The organism is Bacillus sp. AFS098217 (assembly GCF_002551815.1).
Taxonomy (GTDB): Bacteria; Bacillota; Bacilli; order Bacillales; family Bacillaceae_G; genus Bacillus_A.
In genome coordinates this window covers 1-22,295 of the sequence record NZ_NVPR01000008.1, presented here as the reverse complement: position 1 = coordinate 22,295, position 22,295 = coordinate 1, and the positions used below count along the sequence as shown (strand labels likewise).

General features: G+C 34.8%; 19 protein-coding genes and 1 other annotated feature. Of the genes, 16 read left to right on the top strand and 3 right to left on the bottom strand.

From position 1 onward, the window contains the following. The first annotated feature begins 108 nt into the window (after nucleotides 1–108). From COO03_RS01945 to COO03_RS01885, 13 genes are all read left to right on the top strand, one after another. On the top strand, nucleotides 109–1,092 hold the full coding sequence (locus COO03_RS01945) for an endonuclease/exonuclease/phosphatase family protein (RefSeq protein ID WP_373605234.1): 984 nt from the start codon (nucleotides 109–111) through the stop codon (nucleotides 1,090–1,092). Nucleotides 1,093–1,230: 138 nt separating this feature from the next. Further along, nucleotides 1,231–1,314: a DUF4077 domain-containing protein gene (locus tag COO03_RS28080; RefSeq protein WP_141523316.1), complete on the top strand. Its 84-nt coding sequence runs from the start codon at nucleotides 1,231–1,233 to the stop codon at nucleotides 1,312–1,314. A gap of 94 nt (nucleotides 1,315–1,408) precedes the next feature. Further along, entirely contained in the window at nucleotides 1,409–1,804 is a 396-nt protein-coding gene (locus COO03_RS01940) for an SET domain-containing protein (RefSeq protein ID WP_141523313.1), read from the top strand. 112 nt (nucleotides 1,805–1,916) lie between these two features. Next, on the top strand, nucleotides 1,917–2,477 hold the full coding sequence (locus COO03_RS01935; protein ID WP_097894793.1) for a sigma-70 family RNA polymerase sigma factor: 561 nt from the start codon (nucleotides 1,917–1,919) through the stop codon (nucleotides 2,475–2,477). Beyond that, nucleotides 2,447–3,841 carry a DUF4179 domain-containing protein gene (locus tag COO03_RS01930; protein WP_097894792.1) on the top strand — a complete coding sequence of 465 codons (1,395 nt, stop codon included), beginning with the start codon at nucleotides 2,447–2,449 and terminating at the stop codon, nucleotides 3,839–3,841. The genes COO03_RS01935 and COO03_RS01930 overlap by 31 nt, the downstream gene beginning before the upstream one ends. Nucleotides 3,842–4,510: 669 nt before the next feature. After that, complete coding sequence (gene murB / locus COO03_RS01920) at nucleotides 4,511–5,428, top strand: UDP-N-acetylmuramate dehydrogenase (protein ID WP_097894791.1); 918 nt, start codon at nucleotides 4,511–4,513, stop codon at nucleotides 5,426–5,428. A gap of 273 nt (nucleotides 5,429–5,701) precedes the next feature. Continuing rightward, nucleotides 5,702–5,923: a binding site (T-box leader), on the top strand. A gap of 81 nt (nucleotides 5,924–6,004) precedes the next feature. Further along, nucleotides 6,005–7,267, top strand: a complete 1,263-nt coding sequence (gene tyrS, locus COO03_RS01915) for a tyrosine--tRNA ligase (protein WP_097894790.1) — start codon at nucleotides 6,005–6,007, stop codon at nucleotides 7,265–7,267. Nucleotides 7,268–7,301: 34 nt separating this feature from the next. After that, nucleotides 7,302–7,985, top strand: coding sequence for a protein rep (locus COO03_RS01910; protein ID WP_170958193.1), 684 nt, complete (start codon nucleotides 7,302–7,304; stop codon nucleotides 7,983–7,985). Between the two features lie 575 nt (nucleotides 7,986–8,560). Next, nucleotides 8,561–10,000, top strand: coding sequence for a tyrosine-tyramine antiporter (tyrP, locus tag COO03_RS01905; protein ID WP_097894788.1), 1,440 nt, complete (start codon nucleotides 8,561–8,563; stop codon nucleotides 9,998–10,000). Between the two features lie 53 nt (nucleotides 10,001–10,053). Continuing rightward, a complete protein-coding gene (tdc, locus tag COO03_RS01900) occupies nucleotides 10,054–11,916 on the top strand; it encodes a tyrosine decarboxylase (RefSeq protein WP_097894787.1) in 1,863 nt (620 codons plus the stop codon). 118 nt (nucleotides 11,917–12,034) lie between these two features. Further along, nucleotides 12,035–12,850 carry a pyridoxine/pyridoxal/pyridoxamine kinase gene (gene pdxK / locus COO03_RS01895; protein WP_205684587.1) on the top strand — a complete coding sequence of 272 codons (816 nt, stop codon included), beginning with the start codon at nucleotides 12,035–12,037 and terminating at the stop codon, nucleotides 12,848–12,850. 335 nt (nucleotides 12,851–13,185) lie between these two features. Next, nucleotides 13,186–14,571 carry a Na+/H+ antiporter NhaC gene (gene nhaC / locus COO03_RS01890; protein WP_097894785.1) on the top strand — a complete coding sequence of 462 codons (1,386 nt, stop codon included), beginning with the start codon at nucleotides 13,186–13,188 and terminating at the stop codon, nucleotides 14,569–14,571. Nucleotides 14,572–15,028: 457 nt separating this feature from the next. Beyond that, nucleotides 15,029–15,322 carry a YerC/YecD family TrpR-related protein gene (locus COO03_RS01885; RefSeq protein ID WP_097894784.1) on the top strand — a complete coding sequence of 98 codons (294 nt, stop codon included), beginning with the start codon at nucleotides 15,029–15,031 and terminating at the stop codon, nucleotides 15,320–15,322. Between the two features lie 472 nt (nucleotides 15,323–15,794). Here the strand turns inward: COO03_RS01885 and COO03_RS01880 are convergent, their stop codons facing one another. Both COO03_RS01880 and COO03_RS01875 read right to left on the bottom strand, forming a co-directional pair. Further along, nucleotides 15,795–16,973 (bottom strand): NAD(P)/FAD-dependent oxidoreductase, encoded by a 1,179-nt coding sequence (locus COO03_RS01880; protein ID WP_016112459.1) that lies wholly within the window; start codon nucleotides 16,971–16,973, stop codon nucleotides 15,795–15,797. Between the two features lie 44 nt (nucleotides 16,974–17,017). Continuing rightward, nucleotides 17,018–17,458 (bottom strand): DUF1641 domain-containing protein, encoded by a 441-nt coding sequence (locus tag COO03_RS01875; protein WP_097894783.1) that lies wholly within the window; start codon nucleotides 17,456–17,458, stop codon nucleotides 17,018–17,020. A gap of 620 nt (nucleotides 17,459–18,078) precedes the next feature. On the opposite strand from COO03_RS01875, the gene COO03_RS01870 reads away from it, so the two are divergent. Then, on the top strand, nucleotides 18,079–18,639 hold the full coding sequence (locus COO03_RS01870; protein ID WP_097894782.1) for a biotin transporter BioY: 561 nt from the start codon (nucleotides 18,079–18,081) through the stop codon (nucleotides 18,637–18,639). Nucleotides 18,640–18,779: 140 nt separating this feature from the next. After that, nucleotides 18,780–19,691 carry a thioester domain-containing protein gene (locus COO03_RS01865; protein ID WP_097894781.1) on the top strand — a complete coding sequence of 304 codons (912 nt, stop codon included), beginning with the start codon at nucleotides 18,780–18,782 and terminating at the stop codon, nucleotides 19,689–19,691. Nucleotides 19,692–19,722: 31 nt separating this feature from the next. Here the strand turns inward: COO03_RS01865 and COO03_RS01860 are convergent, their stop codons facing one another. Continuing rightward, the gene (locus COO03_RS01860) at nucleotides 19,723–20,361 is read right to left on the bottom strand and encodes an NAD(P)-dependent oxidoreductase (RefSeq protein WP_097894780.1); all 639 of its coding nucleotides are present in this window, start codon (nucleotides 20,359–20,361) and stop codon (nucleotides 19,723–19,725) included. A 320-nt stretch (nucleotides 20,362–20,681) separates the two neighbouring features. On the opposite strand from COO03_RS01860, the gene COO03_RS01855 reads away from it, so the two are divergent. Then, complete coding sequence (locus COO03_RS01855; protein ID WP_097894779.1) at nucleotides 20,682–22,121, top strand: alanine/glycine:cation symporter family protein; 1,440 nt, start codon at nucleotides 20,682–20,684, stop codon at nucleotides 22,119–22,121. Nucleotides 22,122–22,295 lie beyond the last annotated feature (174 nt).

Below are 22,295 nucleotides of genomic sequence, written 5' to 3'. Positions count from 1 at the left end.
TAAAATGGATTTATATAAAAGGGAGTCATTTGCTTGAAGAAGATTTTTAAAGTGATTTTCATATTGGTTTTAATAGTAGCAGGTGGTCTCGCTGTATTTTTAGCGTATATGACAATTACAGATGTGGAACCAGCTGTTGCTACTGAAGTAAAGGTGGAGAATAATAAAGCGAGAGTATTAAAGCAGGGGAATGATTTTAAAGTTACTACATTTAATATTGGATATGCTGGTTTAGATAAAGATCAAGATTTCTTTATGGACGGAGGAGAGGGATCACGTTCTAGTAGTAAAGGACAAACAGAGACGAATTTAAAAAATATGCTTTCTTTTTTACAGAGAGAGGATGCTGATTTTGCATTATTACAAGAAGTAGATGTAAAAGCGTTGCGATCATTCGACATAAATGAATATGAAGTATTTAAACAAGGTTTGCCAAATTACGCATCATCATTTGGCTATAATTATAACGTACAGTGGGTCCCTGTTCCTTTGGCAAAACCAATGGGCTATGTTGAGGCGGGACTAGGAACATTCTCTAAATATACGATTCAAAAAGCAGCAAGATTTCAGCTTCCAGGAATAGAGCCTTGGCCGAAGCAGTTGTTTGATTTAGATCGAGCGATTGTTGAACATAAAATTCCTGTTGATAATGGCAAATATGTAAGACTTGTAAACTTACATTTATCGGCTTATGATGAAGGCGGAAAAATAAGAAGACAACAAGTGGATTATTTAAAACAATATATGAACAAACACTATCAAAACGGTGATTACGTAATATTAGGTGGAGATTGGAATCAGTTAGTTTCTAATGTTCAATTACAGGATCCTAATTTTTTAAAAGTATGGCCTGAGTGGTTAGTAGAGCTGCCAAAAGATTTTACAGATGGTGGGTTCAAATGGGCAGTAGATTCGTCAGTTTGGACAGTAAGGGATGATGCTAAGAAATATGTAGAAGGCGAAAACTTTGTGACCATTATTGATGGGTTTTTGGTTTCACCAAATGTCGAAATTGTAAATGTACAAGGAAAAGATTTGAAGTTTGAAAATAGTGATCATAATCCAGTGAGTGCTGTGTTCAAATTGAAATAACTGCTATATATACATCAACTAANNGAGCAAACGAGTGTAGGTTACTTTTTATTCTGCATAGCAGGGAATTTAGGTGCCGAACAATTAAAATGGATTTATATAAGTATATGATGAGGAAAGCGAGATTCAGTAAATGGAATGGCTAAAAAATGTTTTTCTCATCTTGAGAAAGAATCACAAAAAAATCATTTGCCCCTTTTTTGTATATTTTGTGCTGAGTGAGGGTTTTGAATGAAATCAATTGCTTTTCTCTTCATTATCTGTCAATCTTAAGGAGATAAAATACTTCAAAGAAAGAAATGTATAGGTGACGAACATGATTGAAATAAAGGCTTCTACACTTAGTGATGGAGAATTCAATAGGGGAGTATTTGCGACGCGTGATATAAAAAAAGGAGAACTTCTACATGAAGCGCCAGTTATCGCTTATCCGAATGAGGAACATCAATTTATAGAGAAAACATTACTTGCTGACTACGCATTTGAGTATGGCATAAATCATACCGCAATCCTTTTAGGATACGGTATGCTGTTTAACCATGCTTATAAACCGAATGCGACGTATGAAATTAACTTTGATAATCATACATTTGACTTTTATGCTTACACGGATATAAAAGCAGGAGAAGAGATACTCATCAATTATAATGGTGATGTGGATGATGATGAACTATTATGGTTTGATAGGGAAAAAGAGGAAAACGATAAATAGTATGTGATAGGAAAAGAGCACATTCGATTGAATGTGCTCTTTTGTATGGAACAAAAAAAATTGAAACCAAACTGTCCCGCTATCTATCTAATAAATGAAAGGAGGGGATACGATGGATGAAATAAAATTAGTCAAAAAGGCAAGAAAAGGTGACGATGCAGCTTTCGAACAGCTTATTAGTTTATATCAAGACCAGTTGTATCGGACTGCTTATCTATATGTACAGAATAAAGAAGATGCACTGGACGTTGTACAAGAAACAGTTTATAAAGCGTATTTATCCATAGAGCAATTAAAGAAACCGAACTATTTTTTGACATGGTTGACACGTATTCTTATACATAATGCTTATCAGCTATTAGGTGAAAAGAAAAAAGTGAAGAAGATAGAGGACGGAAGAGAAGCAAATACATATGGTGAGGTACCGAACAAACTACATCAAATTGAGCAAAATATTGATTTGCAGGAAGCGATTCAAAGGTTGGATGAAAATTATCAAACGGTAATCATTTTATATTATTATTATGATCTTCCGATTAATCGAATTGCTTGGCAAATGAATATACCGGAGGGAACAGTCAAAACGTATTTGCATCGGGCAAGAAAATCTCTAAAAAAATTATTAGGGGGGAGTGATGAGGATTGGATAAGCAGTGGTTTGATGACGAAGTAAATAAAATTGATGTTCCGAAACAAGAATTGAATCTGGCTATACAAAAAGGTATTACTAAGGCAAAGGCAGAAAAACCAGTCAAAAAGATATATAGGAAAAGAAAAATTGCTTTGTTAACTGTAGCTTCAATCTGTGTAGGGGTACTAGGCTCAGGATTTGTATTTCCACAAATGACTCGTGTATTAGCGGAAGTTCCGATTATTGGGAAAATCTATTCGCATTTTCATGATTCAATTGGTCAAAATCTGTCAGCAAGTAAGCTTGTAACCGAACTAAATCAGCAAGCGGTAAGCAATGGAATTAGTGTAACGATGAACAGTGTGTATTATGATGGTGGTAGAATTGGGATTACATTTAAAGTAGATAATCCAGACGAAGTAGAGATAAAGAATACTTTTGCCAATAGTTTTTACTATGATTTTAAACTAGTTGATGGAAGTCCGAAATGGGGGCGTGCAGCTTCATTTGATGGGAAAATAACAAAAGACGGTTGGTTCGGGAATATTCATATTGATTATCCAGAAAAAGAGCTTCCTCAAAATACAACATTACCAATTACCATTACGTCTATCGGAGACACAAAAGGGATTTGGAAATTTGATATTCCAGTACAACAATTGGAGAATAAAATGATTCATCCTCAGCAATCCGTAAGTAGTGAAGATAAAGAACATACATTTAACTTTGAAAAGATTACAGTTGGAAAAGGATCCGTTGCGATTGACTATAAAGCCATTTATCCACTTATAGGAGAAAATGATTTAGCGAGAATCGGAAAAGTGACTGATGATAAGGGACATGAAATCGATTTTAAAACGTCAGGTATTGAATTTGGTAGGGAAAAAGTAGGGAATCAGATAGAGTCTGATGAGCGATCTATTTTTGGGAAAATTCCAGAGAACGCAGAATTTATTACACTGCATCCAAATGTGAGGTTGTCTGAAAAGCCATCTATTCAGTCTTTAAATCAAAAGACACCATTTGAAATACAAAGTACTCGTAGTGATTTAAAGATTGTCGTAAATAAAATTCAACATAAAAAACAGCGATTAATCGTACAGTACACACTTCAAAATGCCGATACAAAACGTAATTCTATGGATGAGTTGATAAATCGTGGTGAAATTATGAATTTAATTGATTCTTCGTATGTAGATGAGGAATTTGCACCAATTGGTCATGTTGTAAAGGGAAGCGATGTAAAAGTATTAAATAAGGAGAAATTACAGTTTCAAGCGACATTTAAGTTGGATGGGGAATATGGTGTAAAGAATTTTAGTCTAAAAAATTATGTGCTAGAAGTAGAAATGTCACCATATCATCCTGAAAAACCATTACCGCCAGTTAAAATTCAATTAAAATAATCTAAAAAAGGATGCCCTTAACATATAAGGAGGCATCCTTTTATATTACAATGGTCTTACAGTTTTGTAATATCTATTTTTGATATGACAAAATATAGACATTCTTATCAGTTTGAAAAGTTCCATCTTTAAACATATTTTTTCACATTGACATGCGATATAATAGAATTTTGTAAAGGAAAAGATTAAGTTTAGTTTTTTTCTATATAAATCCATTTTAATGTTTCGGCATCTAAATCCTTGCGATGCAGAATAAAAAGTAACATATACTCGTTTACTCTTTCTGTTTTTACTTCGCATGTGGCAGAAAAAGGCACTGACCGCTTCTATGCATGGCCAGATGCTCTCTTCCACCTAAAAAGAGAGGTTTTATGTCGGTTTTTTAATTGATGTATATATATCTTAAACTTGGCTATATTGGAAAATTTTTGAAGGTAAAGTTTTCTTCTCGATTTTTTGATAAGATAGAGAGAGAAACTATCTTACTAAACTATTCAGGTAATCTATGTGGTGGCCGATTACCTACTTATTTTCAGCATGGCATTACATATAGTGCAGTGAATGAATTTGTAAGCGAAATGGAAGAGAATAAGAGAAATAGTTTTAAGAATGCTGGAACTGTTGAGAGGATAGGCCATTAATTATTAATAGAAATAGAGGAATCATAGAATGAATATGCAGGAAGTATATAAATATTTACGTACAATATTACCAGAAGGACATGTGAAGCAAGATGAAATGCTAAAGGATCATACGCATATAAAAGTAGGAGGAAAAGCAGATGTGTTTGTTATACCTACTACTTATACTGAAATTCAGCAAGTGGTACAGTATGCGAATATAAACAACATTCCAATTACGTTTTTAGGAAATGGCTCTAATGTCATTATAAAAGACGGTGGTATTCGTGGAATCATATTGAGTTTGACTCATATAACGGATATTACTGTGAATGAGCAAACAATTGTGGCACAAAGTGGTGCTGCTATTATTGATGTTTCAAGAACGGCGCTAGAGCATTCTTTAACGGGGCTTGAATTTGCTTGTGGTATACCAGGGTCAGTTGGCGGAGCATTATATATGAATGCAGGTGCGTATGGTGGCGAAGTTGCATATGTATTAACAAAAGCGGTTGTTATGACAAAAGAGGGAGAGTTGCTTACTCTTTCAAAAGACGACTTTGATTTCGGATATCGTAAAAGTACATTTGCGAATAACCATTACATTATACTTGAGGGTACATTTGAACTTGAGAAGGGTGTATATGCAGAGATTAAAGAAAAGATGGATGATTTAACGTATAAAAGAGAATCGAAGCAGCCATTAGAATACCCTTCATGCGGTAGTGTCTTCAAGCGTCCGCCTAACCACTTTGCTGGTAAGTTGATTCAAGATTCTGGATTACAAGGAAAGAGAATTGGTGGTGTAGAAGTTTCCGTAAAACATGCTGGGTTTATGGTGAATGTTGATAATGGAACAGCGCAAGACTATATCGATTTAATTCATTTTGTTCAAAAAACTGTTCAAGAGAAATTCGATGTTACGTTAGAAAGAGAAGTAAGAATTATTGGAGAAGACTTAGTATAATTTTTAAAGCAGTAGGTGTTTATTTTAAAAGTTATAAAAGTGTTATTGAAATATTATTTGTGGATGTAAGGTTACAATGAAAGCTGGAATAAATAGAGTATGAACCCTTTCAAACGTTTGATCTTCATAGGATTTTAATTAGTGAAGGATAGGTTTATTCTTCACTTTATTTTTGTGGTATAACAAAAAAGAAAATGTGAATATTTTCAAAACATTTTTCTGTAGAATTGACAATAAAATTTTAATTCACTATAATGACTATAATCTAATATATCAAATACGTTGAAAGAGCCCAGTAGCAGTTTGTCACTGTTATCGAGAAAGCTAGGGGTTGATGGAACCTAGCACAAACAAACTTGTGAATTACACTCTGGAGTATCTTAGGTAATGCTAAGCGGAGTAGCAATCGATACTATTGCTAAGAGTGGCATAAATAGGAGAATGGATACTATTTGTGCAATCTGGGTGGTAACACGGTTAAAAATCGTCCCTATGTCTAGTGTAGACATGGGGACTTTTTGTATTCTTGCTAATTTGAGGTAAGAAAAATTAAAAAACTAAAGGAGCTGGAAAGATATGAACATCATTGATGAATTGGAATGGCGTGACGCCATTAATCAACAAACAGACGCAGAAGGATTACGCAAACTAGTAGAAGAGAAAAAGATTTCCTTGTACTGTGGTGTAGATCCAACTGGTGACAGCATGCATATTGGACATTTGATTCCGTTTATGATGATGAAACGATTCCAATTAGCTGGACATCATCCAGTTATCTTAATTGGTGGAGCAACAGGAACAATTGGAGATCCAAGTGGACGACAAACAGAGCGTCAGCTGCAAACATTAGAACAAGTACAACATAATGTTGACGCATTAACAGCACAAATGAAAAAATTATTCGACTTTGGCGGCAATAGTGAAGTGAAAATGGTAAATAACTACGACTGGACACATCAAATCAACATTATCGAATTTTTACGTGACTACGGTAAAAACTTTAGTGTAAATAGTATGTTAGCAAAAGATATTGTAGCAAGTCGTTTAGATACTGGTATTTCATTCACAGAATTCACATACCAAATTCTACAATCCATGGACTTCCACCACTTATACAAAGAAGAAGGCGTACAATTACAAATTGGTGGTAGTGACCAATGGGGTAACATTACAAGTGGTTTAGATTTAATTCGCAGATTAGAAGGACCGGAAGCAAAAGTATTTGGCCTAACAATTCCGTTATTATTAAAATCTGATGGGACGAAATTTGGTAAAACAGCAGGAGGAGCAATTTGGTTAGATCCTGAAAAAACAACACCATTTGAATTCTACCAGTTTTGGGTAAACGCTGATGATCGTGATGTAATGAAATACTTGAAATTCTTTACATTCTTAACGAAGGATGTAATCGATGAATTAGCAGTTAAAGTTCAAACAGAACCTCATAAACGTGAAGCGCAAAAAGTATTAGCAGAAGAAATGACGAAATTTGTTCATGGTGAGAATGCATTTTTACAAGCAGTAAAAATTACACAGGCGTTATTTAGTGGAGATATTAAATCATTAACTGCGGATGAAATCGAACAAGGCTTTAAAGATATGCCAACTTTCCAAGCTGCAAAGGAAACAAAAAATATCGTTGAATGGTTAGTGGATTTAGGGATTGAACCTTCTAGACGTCAAGCAAGGGAAGATATTAATAATGGAGCAATCTTAATGAATGGAGATAAAGTAACGGATGTAAATACAGATGTTACGGTGGAAAATTCATTTGATGGAAGATTTATTATTATTCGTAAAGGGAAAAAGAATTACAGCTTGGTGAAATTAGGAGAATAAATTCTAGTAGAGAGTGGAAGCGAGGAATTTAATTATGCTTTCATCTTGGGAAAGATCATTAGAATTAGCATATTTTAATCACCGTGTGATAACAGAAATTAATAAAACACAGCAAGTAAATTGGCTATTGGTAGATTTGGGATTAGAAAATGTAAACGAGGAAGAAATTAATGAGAAATTAGATCAAATGTTAATTGCTTTCAATCGTCTATTTAAGTATAAGTCTGTAAAGCAAGTTCATCTAGGGTATTTTCGGATGCTGGATATTTTGAAAAAAGGAGACAGGTATCATCCGAGAATTCATATTCTTGTTCCAATGATAAAAAGTTATTTTCAAGGGAGATACTATATTAAGCGCGATAGTTGGAGTTCTTTGTGGAGCAGGGCATTAGGAATGGAGCAAGGTTTATATGTGAAGGTAAAAGTAATGAAAGCGAAAGAAGATCGATGTGAAATTCCTTATGAGAAATTGTTAAATTTTCGTGAACAGGAAAGTGAACCTTCTTTTCGAGAAAGTAAAATAATGACATCTAGACGTTTAATTGGATATAGTAAATTGTTAAAAAATGTAACGGATCAATTAATGGGTAGGAATAATTTCCATTTTGATATGGATAAATTCTGTATAGATGATTCAGTTGCAAGTCATGCGTTTATCAATATGCTACAATGGTACCCAGGGCTAAGAGAAGAGGAGAAAAATCCTCTTGTAAAATAACTTTTTAAAAGAAGAGTGAAAAAGGTTCACTCTTCTTTTTTTGTACTTATTTATTGTTCTGAATGAATAAAAATGCATAATAATATATAATTATGCACTTCTGTTTTATGAATCAAAGGTTTAACGCTTTAGCGGATAAAAGCGTTAAACCTTTGATGCTTTAAATAAAAAGTTTTTAATAAAACTCAATAAACACTGTTATAACAACGTTTATTTGGATGTTGACAAAACAAAAACGCAGGAGTAAACTGACATCGTAAGTTGATTTGTGTAATTGTTCACAAATTGGATCTTATGTTTTTTTACTAGTTTTTTAGAGAAGAAATGATTATTTTATGAATATTATTCTGTTGGCTAGTTTGATGGAAAGCGAAGGGATGTATTCTGCAAAATAATAAAACCTTTAAAGAAAAGGAGGATTTGATAGATCTACAAAGTTTAGAGCAGATAGTTTGTTTTAATACACTAGTTTTCAAAAAAATGTATTTCCTTTGAAAATTAGCGTATTAGTTCAGTTCATATATCTGCGGTAATGGATTCTATAAAAATTAAATAAAGGAAAGAAGGATATAGTTATGGCCAAGACAAAAAAATTAACGCTTTTTGGGTTAATTGGTATTACGATGGCATTCTTTGGCACTGTACGTAGTGTACCGACACTTGCTATTACAGGGTGGACGCAAATTTTCTATATGTTAATTGCTGCAGTTGTATTTGCTCTCCCTATTGCACTAATGTCAGCTGAGCTTTCGACAGGATTTCCTGAAGAGGGTGGACCACAAGTTTGGGTTAGAAATGCATTAGGAGAAAAATGGGGATTTGTTACCTCATGGTTATTATGGGTTCAAATGTTTTTCGGGATGGTAATGGTTTCGTCAACTGTTGGTGTTCTATTCGGTTACGTTATTAATAAACCAGAACTCTCTTCAAACAACTACTTTATTTTTGCCGTAATCTTAATTTCATACTGGGGTGTGACTTTACTAAACCTTAAGTTTGATATGGTAAAAATCGCAGGTAACTGGGGCGCTGTTATTGGTGTATATATTCCATTTGTTATTCTCGTAGTTCTAGGTGTTATCTATATGATTAAAAATGGAATTCAGCCAAATAGTTACTTAGGGAATTTTAAACCAAGTGATTTAATACCTAATTTAAAAGATTTAGGAAGCTTAGCGTATTTATCAGGGATTATCTTTATTTTTGCGGGGGTAGAGATCTCATCTGTACATGCAAATAATATTGAAAATCCGAAACGCAACTATCCAGTTGCTGTTATCGCTTCTGTTGTTTTACTAGTAATCTTTAATATTATCGCTGGTTTAACAGTTTCTAACGCAGTACCACGCGGTCATTTAGAGTTAGCTAATATTACACAACCATACTTGATTTTCTGTGAAGATTTAGGAATTCCATCTATCTTTGTTAACATCATTTCATTAATGATTTTAATTGGTGTTTTAGTACAGCTAAGTGCATGGGTACTTGGACCAAGTAAATCTATGATTAAAGTGGCAGAGGAAGGGAATTTACCTAAGTTTTTCCAAAAGAGAACGGAGAAAGGCATTCCAATCACGTTTGTAATGATCCAAGCAATCGTTATTTCGTTAGTATCTTTCTTATATGTAGTCGTTCCGGATGTTAATAGTGCATTCTTAATTATTACAATCACAACAACGATTCTATATTGTATCGTATATGCTTTAATTGCGATTTCAGCAATTCGCTTACGCTATAACATGCCTGATGTTAAGAGACCATTTAGATTAGGTAGTAAAGGAAATGGATTAATGTGGTTTATATCTATTGTCTCAATGATAGGTATTGTACTTACAATTATTGTAAGTCTAATTCCGCCATCCATTTTAAAACCAAGTCAGTATACTGGTTACGTAGTTTATCAAGTAGCCGCTACAGTAGTTATGATTGGAATTGCTCTTATTATTAACAAATGTAAGAAACCAGAGTGGAAGAAAGAAAATCATACAGAAGAATGTTTAAAACAAGCTAACTAAAATTAAAAATTCCTTATATTAACATAAATTAATTGAAAATGGAGGAAATGAAAATGAAATACGAAATGCCAGAAATTAATTTAAAAGCGTTATTCTTAGGAGATAAAGGTGAAAATGTAGATTTATTTAAAGAATTATTAGTAAAAATGGTAGATGAGCATGTTGGTTGGAGACAAAACTATATGCCGCAAGATTTACCGGTGATTACACCTCAAGATAGAAGCTCTAAAAATTTCCAAGAAACTGCAGATCATATGCGCAGTGTGTTCAACGTATTATCTTCTAAATTACGTACGAACTCTTTACCTTGGCATACTGCTGGCCGTTTCTGGGGACATATGAACTCTGAAACATTAATGCCTTCTATCATCGCTTATACAGCAGCAATGTTATGGAATGGTAATAACGTAGCATATGAATCTTCACCAGGTACTTCTCAAATGGAAGAAGAAGTGGGACATGAATTTGCTGCACTTATGAGCTATAAAAAAGGTGAAAGCTGGGGACATATTTGCGCAGATGGTTCTATTGCTAACCTAGAGGGCTTATGGTATGCACGTAATATGAAATCCTTACCACTTGCAATTAAAGAAGTAGCTCCTGAATTTGTTGCAGGTAAATCTGAATGGGAATTACTGAATATGTCTACAGAAGAAATTCTAGATATTTTAGATCAAATTCCTGAACAAATTGATGAAATTAAAGCTCACTCTGCACGCAGTGGTAAAAACCTACAAAAATTAGGTAAATGGTTAATTCCACAAACAAAACATTATTCTTGGTTAAAAGCTGCTGATATTATCGGTGTTGGTCTTGATTGTGTAGAGCAAGTAGATGTTGATGACAACTATCGTATGGACATTAATAAATTAGAAGAAAAAATTCGCGAACTAGCAGCTGAGCAAATTCCTGTTCTAGGTGTTGTTGGGGTTATTGGTACAACAGAAGAAGGTCAAATAGATCGCATTGATAAAATGGTAGAACTTCGTGAAAAATTAGCAGAAGAAGGCATCTATTTCTACATTCACGTAGACGCGGCTTATGGTGGTTATGCTCGTTCTATTTTCTTAGATGAAAATAACGAATTTATCGAATGGGACCAAATCGAAGAAGTGTACGCAAAACACAACATCTTCACTGAAAAATGTGAATGGTTAACAAAAGAAGTTTATCATTCATTTAAAGCAATGAACCAAGCAGAAACAATTACAATTGATCCACACAAAATGGGATATATTCCTTACTCTGCAGGCGGTATTGTTATTAAAGATATTAGAATGCGCGATGTTATTTCTTACTTTGCAACTTATGTATTCGAAAAAGGTGCAGATATTCCAGCATTATTAGGTGCATATATTCTTGAAGGTTCTAAAGCAGGTGCAACTGCAGCTGCAGTTTGGACAGCTCATCAAGTATTGCCGTTAAATGTAACTGGTTATGGTAAATTAATTGGTGCAAGTATCGAAGGAGCTTATCGTTTCTATGACTTCTTAAGTGATAAAGAATTTAAAGTTGGCGATAAAACAATTCGTGTGTATCCATTAACAAAACCTGACTTTAACATGGTTGACTACGTATTTAATGAAGAAGGTAATACAGACTTAGAAAAAATGAACAAATTAAATCATGATTTCTTCGATCACGCTTCTTATGTTAAAGGTGGATTATATAGTAATGAGTTTATTACATCTCATACTGACTTTGCTATTCCTGACTACGGTAACAGCCCACTTCCATTCGTGAAGAGTCTTGGATTTAGCGAAGGAGAATGGGATCGCGAAGGCAAAGTAACGGTGCTTCGTGCTTGTGCATTATCTCCATATGCTCATGATAAAGATGTATTTGAAGAATATGCTGTTAAGCTAGAAAAAGCAATTCAAGATAAACTTGAAGCAATCTACAATGAAGTAAAATAAGTTTAGTAGAAAACCATTTTAATAGTATGAATGCATAACGTTAAAAATCCGTTATGCATTCATCTTTATATATAATTGATCTTATTGATTTAAGTAAGATCAATTGAGGAGTGAAAACGTGATGGTAAAAAAAGTATTAACGATAGCAGGTTCAGATTCAAGTGGAGGAGCAGGATTACAGGCGGATCTGAAAACATTTGAAGAGTATGGTACGTTTGGCCTAACTGCCATTACAACAATCGTCACAATGGATCCGGATAATAACTGGCATCATCATGTTCATCCGATTGATAAGGAACTTGTACAAGCGCAATTGAAAACAATTTTTTCCGGCGGCAAATTAGATGCGATGAAAACAGGAATGCTTGGATCTATAGAGATGATTGAGCTCGTAAGTGATGTAATTGAAACATATGAGATGCAAAATGTTGTAATTGATCCGGTTATGGTTTGTAAAGGAGAAAACGAACCACTGCATCCTGAAAATGGACTTGCCATGCGTGATCTTCTTTTACCAAAGGCAACAATTGTCACACCAAATTTATTTGAAGCAGGCCAGTTATCTGGAATGTCAAATGTAAAAACGGTAAATGATATGAAAGAAGCGGCAAAGAGAATTATCGATTTTGGTGCTGAAAATGTTGTAATAAAAGGTGGAAAATCTCTAGCGGATCATAAGGCAATCGATTTACTTTATGATGGAACAGAGTTTGTACTTTATGAAGTCGAGAAAATTCATACGAATTGCAACCATGGCGCTGGGTGTACTTTTGCAGCAGCAATTACAGCTGGACTAGCTAAAGGACTTTCGGTGAAAGAAGCCGTGGCGAAGGCGAAGGACTTCACGACAGAGGGAATTAAAAGGGGATTTGATTTTAATACATTTGTTGGTCCAGTTTGGCACGGTGCATACAATAAAGCTGAGTTGCGTTAACTGTTATATATTTTTAGGTAAATAAAATTAGGGCATAAACATCCATTGGCATGATTTGTAAGTAATATATACTCATCCAAAGTATTGTTTATGCCCTTTTGCGGTTTATATCGCTATCTTGGGTCAGTAAGCCCCCGCCTCAAGATATAGAGAGAAGCGAGGAAGATAGGCAGGGGACGGAAAAAGCTCATTGATGAAAGTTTCGCTTTATTTCCATTGATTCTTTTTCAATATAGTGTTTAGATATTGAATGTGCAATTGTTCACAAATATTAATAGTAAATGGATGAGTTGATAGAACCCTATAACAATTCAAATGATAAGGAGTTTATGAAAATGAAAAGAGATGTAACACTTAAAGAAAGTATCTTTCTTTTAGTTGTTTTATTAGCAATTATAGGAACTTGTATTATTGGTTTAAGTTTACCTCCACAAGTGCCTATTTTAATTGCTATAGGAATTGTTGTGCTATTTGCAAGAGTGAAAGGTGTTTCTTGGGATACAATCCATAAAGGGATTCAGAATGGAATTTTACCAGGCCTAATTCCTATTATTATATTTATGTTAATTGGAATTTTAATTAGTGTTTGGATCGCGGCAGGAACAATTCCGACTATCATGATTTATGGATTCCAGATTTTATCCGCAAAATTCTTTTTACCTTCTGTTTTTGTGATATGTGCACTTGTAGGTGTAATGGTAGGTAGCTCATTTACAACCATTTCTACTGTAGGTATTGCATTTTTAGGAATGGGGCAAATGATGGGGTTAAACCCAGCGATGATTGCGGGGGCCATTATATCAGGTGCTTTCTTAGGAAATAATATTTCACCGCTATCTGATACAACGAACTTAGCTGCTGCTATTGCAGAAGTAGATTTATTTGAACATATTCGTAGCATGATGCGGACAATTATTCCAGCCTTTGCTATAACTCTTATCTTTTTTATATTTGTGGGACATGGAGCATCGGTATCGGCGGGAAATGAAATAGAAGAACTGATTCATACACTCCATTCATCTTTTACTATTTCAATCTTTACATTAATTCCAGTACTCGTATTATTTTTGTGTGCAATAAAAAAAGTGCCAGCTATTCCGACATTATTAATGAGTATAACAATGACCATTGTGATTTGTTACATTTACCATCCGCATACTAGCTTTGGCCAAATTGCTGCCCTTATGCAAGATGGATTTGTTTCTAAAACGGGTGTGAAAAATGTAGATTTGCTACTTACACGCGGGGGAATGCAAAGTATGATGTGGTCTGTTTCTCTCATTCTTCTTGCTTTAACACTTGGTGGACTATTAGTAGAAGTGAAAATTATTGAAAAGCTAATTTCCAAAATTTCAAGCATGGTAAGTGCAAAAGGAAATTTAATGTTAATGACTGCACTCAGTTCTATTGGTATTAACATTCTTTTAGGTGAGCAGTATTTGTCAGTGATTTTGCCAGGTGAAGCATTTAAATCACAGTTTGAGGCAATTCATTTAGATCCTAAAAATTTATCAGGAATTTTAGCGAATGCCGGCGCTGCGGTCAATCCATTAGTTCCATGGGGAGTAAGTGGTGTGTTTATTACTGGTACGCTTGGTGTTTCTACATTGCAATATTTGCCATTCGCTGTATTTTGTTTAGTAGTTCCAGTCCTTCATGTTATTTTTGGTTTTATAGGGGATGGAAAGCGTCAATTAGGAGAACAAAGAAAAGTTAGTTAACATATTTGTTGGTGAAAAATGTAAATAAAAAAAGCTGGTAAATACCAGCTTTTTTTATTTGAAAGCATGTTTTTTTGGAGGGGACATATTTTAGACAAAAAATCGCCATGAATATGTAATAGTGGTGCTTATCTCAAAAATAAAAAATAGTGATATAATATCTTATGCCCTTTAAAGTGTTAATAAGGTTTAAATATAAATAAATTTCCTTATTGGATTATTTTTCCAATATATTTTAAGGGTGTGATCTTTAAAGAAACATGTAATAGTGCTATTCATTTTGTGAGAAATTTTATATTTGAGAGTCGATTACGTACAGATTTAGAGTATATGTATTTTATATAGAGGGAAATGAAATGGACATATTTAATCCTAGTAGAAGATAAAATAAACGTTGATGTAAGAAATAAGGTTATTGTGGCGCAGCGACTACTCTAATAAAAATGGAGGTAGGCATATGCTAATAGATAAATTACGTGGAAAAGATCTAGATGAGTTTTTTGAAGTGATTTTAGCATTGGAAACTGTAGATGAGTGTTATAGTTTTTTTGATGATTTATGTACAGTGAATGAGATGAAGACAATATTCCAAAGATTTAAAGTGGCTAAAATGCTCTATAATAACAATACGTATCATGAAATTGAAGTAGAGACAGGAGCTAGTACAGCTACAATTTCCCGTGTGAAAAGATCTTTAAACTATGGGAATGATATGTATGATGTTATTTTTACAAGAATGAAGGAAAAGTAATTTTCAATAGTTGATATTTAACTAAGTGAAGTTTTAAATGTATATATACATCAATTAAAAAACCGACATAAACCCCCTCTTTTTAGGTGGGAGAGAGCATTTGGCCGTGCATAGAAGCGGTCAGGGCCTTTTTCTGCCACATGCGAAGTAAAAACAGAAAAAACAAACGAGTGTAGGCTACTTTTTATTCTGTATAGCAGGGGTTTAGGTGTCGAGAAATTAAAATGGATTTATATAGATTTCATTTGAATAGAGTAAACTTTGTAAAAGCGAGGGAGTTCTCCCTTGCTTTTATTATTGTCTTAGAAATTGAAGATGAAGATTCTATACACAATTTCGTCATAATAAAGTCAGTATATTAAGAATATGGAAGAGGTGTATCTGGCTTTCATGCCGAATAAAAATATATAGATGACTACGGATAAAAAAAAGCCCAAATCATGGTGAAACATGATTTGGGCCAGCATTTGGATTAGTAAGCTAAGCTGAATAATCCTTTAATGTGTGATAAGTAACGAACGTTACTTGCTTCTTTCATTAATGATGCTGGTAAGCCTTTAAGTGGAGTTGAGCTTGCTCCAATTGTAGCAACAGCATCTTTACGTCCTAGACTTGCAAGTGTTCCAGAGTTTACTGGTGCGAACTCTTCGAATGCTTTGCCCTCTAGTGCTGCGTATAAGTTGTATCCAATTAACTCACCCATTTGCCAAGCGATCTGTGCAGTTGGTGGGTATGGACGGCCTTCTGGACCGAAGACAACAGCGCTGTCTCCAGCAACGAATACGTCTTTGTGAGAAGTAGATTGTAGGTATGCATCAACTGTTGCACGACCACGGTTTACTTCAAGACCTGATTCACCGATTAATGGGTTACCTTGTACGCCGCCTGTCCAAACAAATGTGTTAGCAACGATTTTTTGACCGTCTTTTAAGTCGATTTCATTGCCAGCAACGTTTGTTACAGGAAGACCTGTTAAGAATGTAACACCGCGTGCTTCTAAGCTAGTAGTTGCACGTTCAATTAAATGGTCAGGTAATACTGGAAGGATTTTTGGACCTGCTTCAACAAGAAGTAATTTTACTTCTTTAGGATTTACGCCGTGGCTTTTTGCAAGTTTAGGCATAATGTCAGCAAGCTCACCAACTAGCTCAACGCCAGTTAATCCGCCACCACCGATTAAGATTGTAGCATCAGCTTCGTTTTTCGTTTTAGCGTATTCACGAATACGGTCTTCAACGTGTTTGTAGATTTTGTTTGCATCAGCAGCAGATTTTAATACCATGCTGTTTTCTTCTAGTCCTGGAATACCGAAGTAAGCAGTTTTACTTCCTAAAGCAACTACAAGTGCATCGTAAGATAAAGTAGTGCCACCAGCTAGTTTAATTTCTTTGCTATCAACTGAGAATGACTCAACTGTTGCAATTTTAAGATCGATGTCTTTGCCTTTGAAAAGTTTTTCAAGTGGCATTGCAACTGCTTGCTCAGAAACGTTACCTGCTGCAAGGCGGTGTAGTTCAGTGATGATTTGGTGTGTTGGGTATTGGTTGATCACTGTAACTTGTGCCTCTGATTTGCTGTAATATTTACGTACATTTAAAGCGGCTAGAAGTCCGCCATAACCAGCGCCTAAGATGACAATTTGTTTTGACATAGTATGATATCCCCCGTCTTTACTAATTGTTGTTATAAGATAAATTATTTATTATTGCGTTCTGCACTAATTTGAAGATAAGCGTTTACAAAGCGGAACATTTTTTGTGCTTGTGGATCTTTTAGTAATTTTAACAGACCGAAAAGACCAATAACTTCAGTGCTTGCTTCTGCACGATCTTTTGCTTCGATAGCAGTTGCTGCCACGCATTTCACTGTATCTTTTACAGGTTCTACAAGCTCTTGGATTGCACCAACAGTGTCGCTTTTTAATACTTCGTCAGTAGCAACAGTTTGAGCAAAGTCATAAGACTTAGTTAGAATGTTAACAAGCTCAGTTAATTTTGGAAGCTGTTCTACTAGTGTAGTTAATGACTCTTGTACCTCAGGTTTTAACAACTGATCAAGTACATCAAGTTGTCCTTGGCTAGCAGAAATTTGTAAAGTTTCTTGTTCAGGCTTTGTTTGAGTGATAGTTTCTGGCATCTCCAATTCTCCTTTACGATAACAATACTCTTATTTTTTTGGGAATAAACATCCCCATGTAGCAGGTAAGAGGCAGCAAAAATTTGCAAAACTTTATACAAAGCTTCACAAAACGCAATAAAATGCTTTTAAATTTATGATTACAAGTAGAAGGCAATCATAAATCCAAAACCATAATTTCTTACCTATTATTTATGAACTTGTCCGATACATGGCTTGTCCGGATAATGGAAAGTTCCTTTATCGGAAAGTGTATATAATATATATCCTTTATTATATACTATATGCACCCAGGTTAACATAAAAATGATCCCTAATTATTTGACCTTTAGTCCGTAACCTAGTACTGACAAGGGAAGAAAGCATATATTTTATTTTACGGTTACTTAAAATGTACTTAATTATAGAGAAAAAAAGGAAAAAATGAGAAAAAAGTGTTTGTTTTTCCCTTTTTTTAATTAATAAAATAAGATATGGAACAAGTGGAAGAGAAGAGTGCAAGCAGATTTGTGCTCTTCTTTTTGTTCATTGAAGACTAAATATTCAAATAAAATATTTACTCTGTATATTAAATAGGATATCTTAAATTTGTAATATGAAATTTTCTTAGGGAGGCATATATGAATAATCATCGTACAAATCATTTCCGTATGTTAATTGTTACTGCACTATTTGCTGCTATTATTGGTATTTTAGCTCAAGTTACAATCCCTCTGCCGCTTGTTCCGATAACAGGACAAACGCTAGCAATTGGGCTCACTGCTACAATTTTAGGTTCGCGCTATGGCACTTTATCGGTATTGTTATATGTTTTAATTGGTGCTACTGGAATTCCTGTTTATGCAGGGTTTAGTGGAGGGTTATCTGTTTTATTTGGTCCCACAGGAGGATTCTTATTAGCATTTATTCCAACAGCGTTTTTAATTGGGCTTTTAACAGAAAAGATGAAACTTACATTTTGGAATTCATTATTAGCAAATATTTTAGGAATGCTTGTAACATTAACAATCGGGACTGTATTTCTAAAGTATGTGGCTTCCCTAGGTTGGCAAGCAGCTTTCATGGGTGGTTTTGTTCCTTTCTTAATTGTAGGTGTGATAAAGGCTGCGTTAGCGGCGTGGATTGGAATCAAAGTGCGTGGAGCATTAGTGCGCTCGAATTTACTTCTTCAAGAAAGTTAAATAATTTTGACGCCAAAAAGCGTAGGCATAGCCTATGCTTTTTTATTTTGCAGGAATCTAAGTGAATGTCATGCATAAAAAATTTTGCTAACTAAATACTATACAGTAGTAAATTTGTTATTTTATAAGGGGTTGTAAACATGAATATAAAACAATCGTTTAAACTATTGGTTGCTTTTTTGAGTGTTTTATTTGTATTTACGAACTTATTATTTCCACTTCAAAAAGCATTCGCAGAAGTAATGGATCATACAAAGTACGAAATGGATTGGAGCTATAGTAAGGCAAAAAAGAGACCAATCCGAACAGAACTTATCAAAACAGCGGATGGAAAAATTGCCTTTTGTTTGAATGTAGATTTGAAATCACCAAGTGGTCAAGATTTACCTGAGATAGGTAAGGTGGATATTGCTGTATACCGCGTATTGTTAAATGGATACCCGCAAAAGAGTCCACAAGAATTAGGGGTTTCTGATTGGAGAGAAGCGCATTATGCGACGCAGCTTGCTGTGTGGAATGCGCTGAAACAAATAGATGTTAATGAATTAGATTTTCGTAATAAAAATGTAGAGAGATTAACGAAAGATATTGTCGCAAAAGCGAATAGTAGTGAAGAAGTACAGGAAATTACGATGAGTGTTTTGCCGTCAGAAAAACAAGAGGCAGTACTAAAAGATGAGTTTTTCGAAACAGGTTTATATACAGTACAAACAAACGCGAAAAGCGGCACATACAAAATACAAGCAACGGGTGCACCTCAAGGCGTAAAGTTTGTAAACGAAAAAGGCGAAGCAAAAACGGAATTTAATGTAGGTGAAAAGTTCCGTATTTTAATTCCGAAAGAGACGCCATCTGGTGAATTTAGCTTTAAAGTATCGGGGAACTTAACGAAATTACAAGGGATTTCGTATAAGGGAACACCGAAAGTTCAAGATGCGGTAGTTCTATTAGAGCGCAGTGAAGAGAAAACAAGCCCAGAATTAGCGGTAAGCTGGAAAAAGGCTGGTGTACCACAGAAACCGAATAAACCTTCTACACCATATAAAAGATAAAGAAGCACTGGCAAGCGCCAGTGCTTCTTTATTACTCAGCTTCAGAAACAACTGTGAAGCGTTCGTTTATATGTTTTGGATTTTCAATTTCATCAAGTGCAGCTATAGCGAAGTCTTCGTAACTTACATAGCTATCACCTTTTGTGTTAACAAGAAGGTGATCTTTACCTGTTTTGTAAGAGCCAGTACGTTTTCCTAATGCGAATAGTGCAGAAGGACTGATAAATGTCCAGGTAATATCATTTGTTTGTTGTAAGATTTCTAGATTTTTCCCTTGGTTTTGAGCAGTCGCAAGGTACTCATTTGGGAAACCTGGCGTTTCGAATACGCGTGTTGTTTTTTCCTCATCTACAAATAAACTTCCGGCACCGCCAACAACAAGTAATTTTGTATGAGGTGCGCCTTTCATTGCTTCAATTAATACGTTTCCTGCATCTACGTGAAGGTGTTCTTGACCTGCTGGAGCACCAAATGCGTTCACAACTACATCAAATGCTTGAAGATCGTTAGCGGTAAGATTGAATATGTCTTTTGCTAAAACTTTTACATTGCCTTCTGTAATTTTTGCAGCGTTTCTTACGATTGCAGTTACTTCATGCCCGCGATCTAACGCTTCTTTTAAGATGCGACTTCCAGCTTTTCCGCTTGCTCCGATAATTCCGATTTTCATAAGGAATCCCTCCAAAATTTTTATGAAATAAATAGTAAGATGTATGTCTGAAAATGAATAGATATCTTTACATCAAGTTGTTTATCGCCTTGTTGTAACCATTATAGTTACAAGTTTTGTTTTTTGTCAATTGTTTTGTTTAGAAAACAAATTCATGTTTTATCATTTTTAAAATAAAAAAGTCGTTTGTTCTCAAATATTACATACTCATGTCATAAAATCTAACGCATGGAAGTTATATCCTGTCGAAAATTGTTGATTTTTGAGTATTTTTTGAATATAATTCAACTTATGGAAAAAGAAAGGGAGGGTTTCAATATATGGTTAGCATCTTAGAAAAGTTCGTTGGGGTAACGAATAATATTCTTTGGTCTTATATTCTGATTGCAATGTTAATAGGCTTAGGTCTTTATTTTTCTTTTAAATTGAAGTTTGTACAAATTCGCCATTTAGGGGAAATGGTACGATTAATGAGTGATGGTTTAACTGGAAAGACGCGTAAGAAGGGTAGTGTATCTTCTTTCCAAGCTTTCTGTATGAGTTCGGCAGCCCGCATTGGGATTGGTAACTTAGCAGGTGTGGCATTAGCGATTTCTATGGGAGGCCCTGGAGCAGTATTTTGGATGTGGTTAATTGCTATTATTGGGGCATCTTCAAGCTTTGTAGAAAGTACACTTGCACAAATTTATAAAACAAAAGATGGCAGTGGATTCCGTGGTGGCCCTGCTTATTATATGGAAAAAGGTTTAAATAAACGTTGGATGGGAATTTGGTTTTCTATTCTTATCACAATTAGTTACGGTTTAATTTTTAATTCAGTACAGGCGAATACAGTTACATTAGCATTTAAAAATGCTTTCGGTTTAGAGCGTTACATTGTAGGGATTGTACTAGCTGGATTAATTGCAGTTATTATTTTTGGCGGTGTTAAGAGTATTGCACGCATGTCAGAAATGATTGTTCCGCCAATGGCAATTATTTACATTGCAGTAGCTATCTTTGTTGTTATTAAAAATTTCTATTTACTACCAGATGTCTTTACTGAAATCTTTAAAGGTGCGTTTGGTTTAGATTCAGCTATAGGTGGCGGTATTGGAGCGGCAATGAAGTATGGTATTCAGCGCGGATTATTTGCGAATGAAGCAGGTATGGGTAGTGCGCCAAACGCGGCTGCAACAGCAGATGTAACACACCCAGCTAAACAAGGATTTATTCAAACAATTGGAGTTTTAGTAGACACATTCTTAGTATGTACATCAACAGCATTTATCGTACTATGTTCTGGAGCATATAAGGCAACGAATTTAGAAGGAATTGAATTAACGCAAAAGGCGCTAAGCTCACAAATTGGACCATGGGCAAGTAGCTTCTTAGCAATTATTATTTTCTTATTTGCGTTCAGTTCACTTCTAGGAAACTACTACTATGGTGAAACGAATATTGAATTTATTAAGAAAAGTAAGGCATGGCTAACAGTCTATCGTATTGCCGTAGTCGGAATGGTTATGTTTGGCTCTGTTGCAACGCTTCAAGTTGTTTGGAATATGGCAGACTTATTTATGGGGTTAATGGTAATCACAAACTTAATTGCAATTACATTACTTGGTAAATTTGCATATGCTGCCTTGGCAGACTATGTAAAACAAAAGAAGCAAGGAAAAGATCCAGTATTCCGTGCAAGCTCTATTCCAGGGTTAAAGAATACAGAGTGCTGGGAAGATTCTGTGGTAATAAAAGAAAAAGAAGAACAAGCTGTATAATAAGGAGAGAGCATCAGAGCGAATCTGATGCTCTTTTTTATATACAGCAAACCCCCTCTTTTTAGGAGGGAGAGAGGATCTGGCCATGCATAGAAGCGGTCAGGGCCTGTTTCTGCCACATGCGAAGTAAAAGTAGAAAGAACGAGAGTAGGATATTTTTTATTCTGCATAGCA

What these genes read in the sequence shown, in the direction of transcription:
- COO03_RS01940 (WP_141523313.1), top strand. Translation starts at nt 1,409, where the DNA reads ATGATTGAAATAAAGGCTTCTACACTTAGTGATGGAGAATTCAATAGG.
- COO03_RS01880 (WP_016112459.1), bottom strand. Translation starts at nt 16,973, where the DNA reads ATGTCAAAACAAATTGTCATCTTAGGCGCTGGTTATGGCGGACTTCTA.
- COO03_RS01910 (WP_170958193.1), top strand. Translation starts at nt 7,302, where the DNA reads ATGCTTTCATCTTGGGAAAGATCATTAGAATTAGCATATTTTAATCAC.
- COO03_RS01945 (WP_373605234.1), top strand. Translation starts at nt 109, where the DNA reads ATGACAATTACAGATGTGGAACCAGCTGTTGCTACTGAAGTAAAGGTG.
- COO03_RS28080 (WP_141523316.1), top strand. Translation starts at nt 1,231, where the DNA reads ATGGCTAAAAAATGTTTTTCTCATCTTGAGAAAGAATCACAAAAAAAT.
- COO03_RS01935 (WP_097894793.1), top strand. Translation starts at nt 1,917, where the DNA reads ATGGATGAAATAAAATTAGTCAAAAAGGCAAGAAAAGGTGACGATGCA.
- COO03_RS01865 (WP_097894781.1), top strand. Translation starts at nt 18,780, where the DNA reads ATGAATATAAAACAATCGTTTAAACTATTGGTTGCTTTTTTGAGTGTT.
- tyrP (WP_097894788.1), top strand. Translation starts at nt 8,561, where the DNA reads ATGGCCAAGACAAAAAAATTAACGCTTTTTGGGTTAATTGGTATTACG.
- tyrS (WP_097894790.1), top strand. Translation starts at nt 6,005, where the DNA reads ATGAACATCATTGATGAATTGGAATGGCGTGACGCCATTAATCAACAA.
- COO03_RS01870 (WP_097894782.1), top strand. Translation starts at nt 18,079, where the DNA reads ATGAATAATCATCGTACAAATCATTTCCGTATGTTAATTGTTACTGCA.
- COO03_RS01875 (WP_097894783.1), bottom strand. Translation starts at nt 17,458, where the DNA reads ATGCCAGAAACTATCACTCAAACAAAGCCTGAACAAGAAACTTTACAA.
- COO03_RS01885 (WP_097894784.1), top strand. Translation starts at nt 15,029, where the DNA reads ATGCTAATAGATAAATTACGTGGAAAAGATCTAGATGAGTTTTTTGAA.
- COO03_RS01855 (WP_097894779.1), top strand. Translation starts at nt 20,682, where the DNA reads ATGGTTAGCATCTTAGAAAAGTTCGTTGGGGTAACGAATAATATTCTT.
- nhaC (WP_097894785.1), top strand. Translation starts at nt 13,186, where the DNA reads ATGAAAAGAGATGTAACACTTAAAGAAAGTATCTTTCTTTTAGTTGTT.
- murB (WP_097894791.1), top strand. Translation starts at nt 4,511, where the DNA reads ATGAATATGCAGGAAGTATATAAATATTTACGTACAATATTACCAGAA.
- COO03_RS01860 (WP_097894780.1), bottom strand. Translation starts at nt 20,361, where the DNA reads ATGAAAATCGGAATTATCGGAGCAAGCGGAAAAGCTGGAAGTCGCATC.
- tdc (WP_097894787.1), top strand. Translation starts at nt 10,054, where the DNA reads ATGAAATACGAAATGCCAGAAATTAATTTAAAAGCGTTATTCTTAGGA.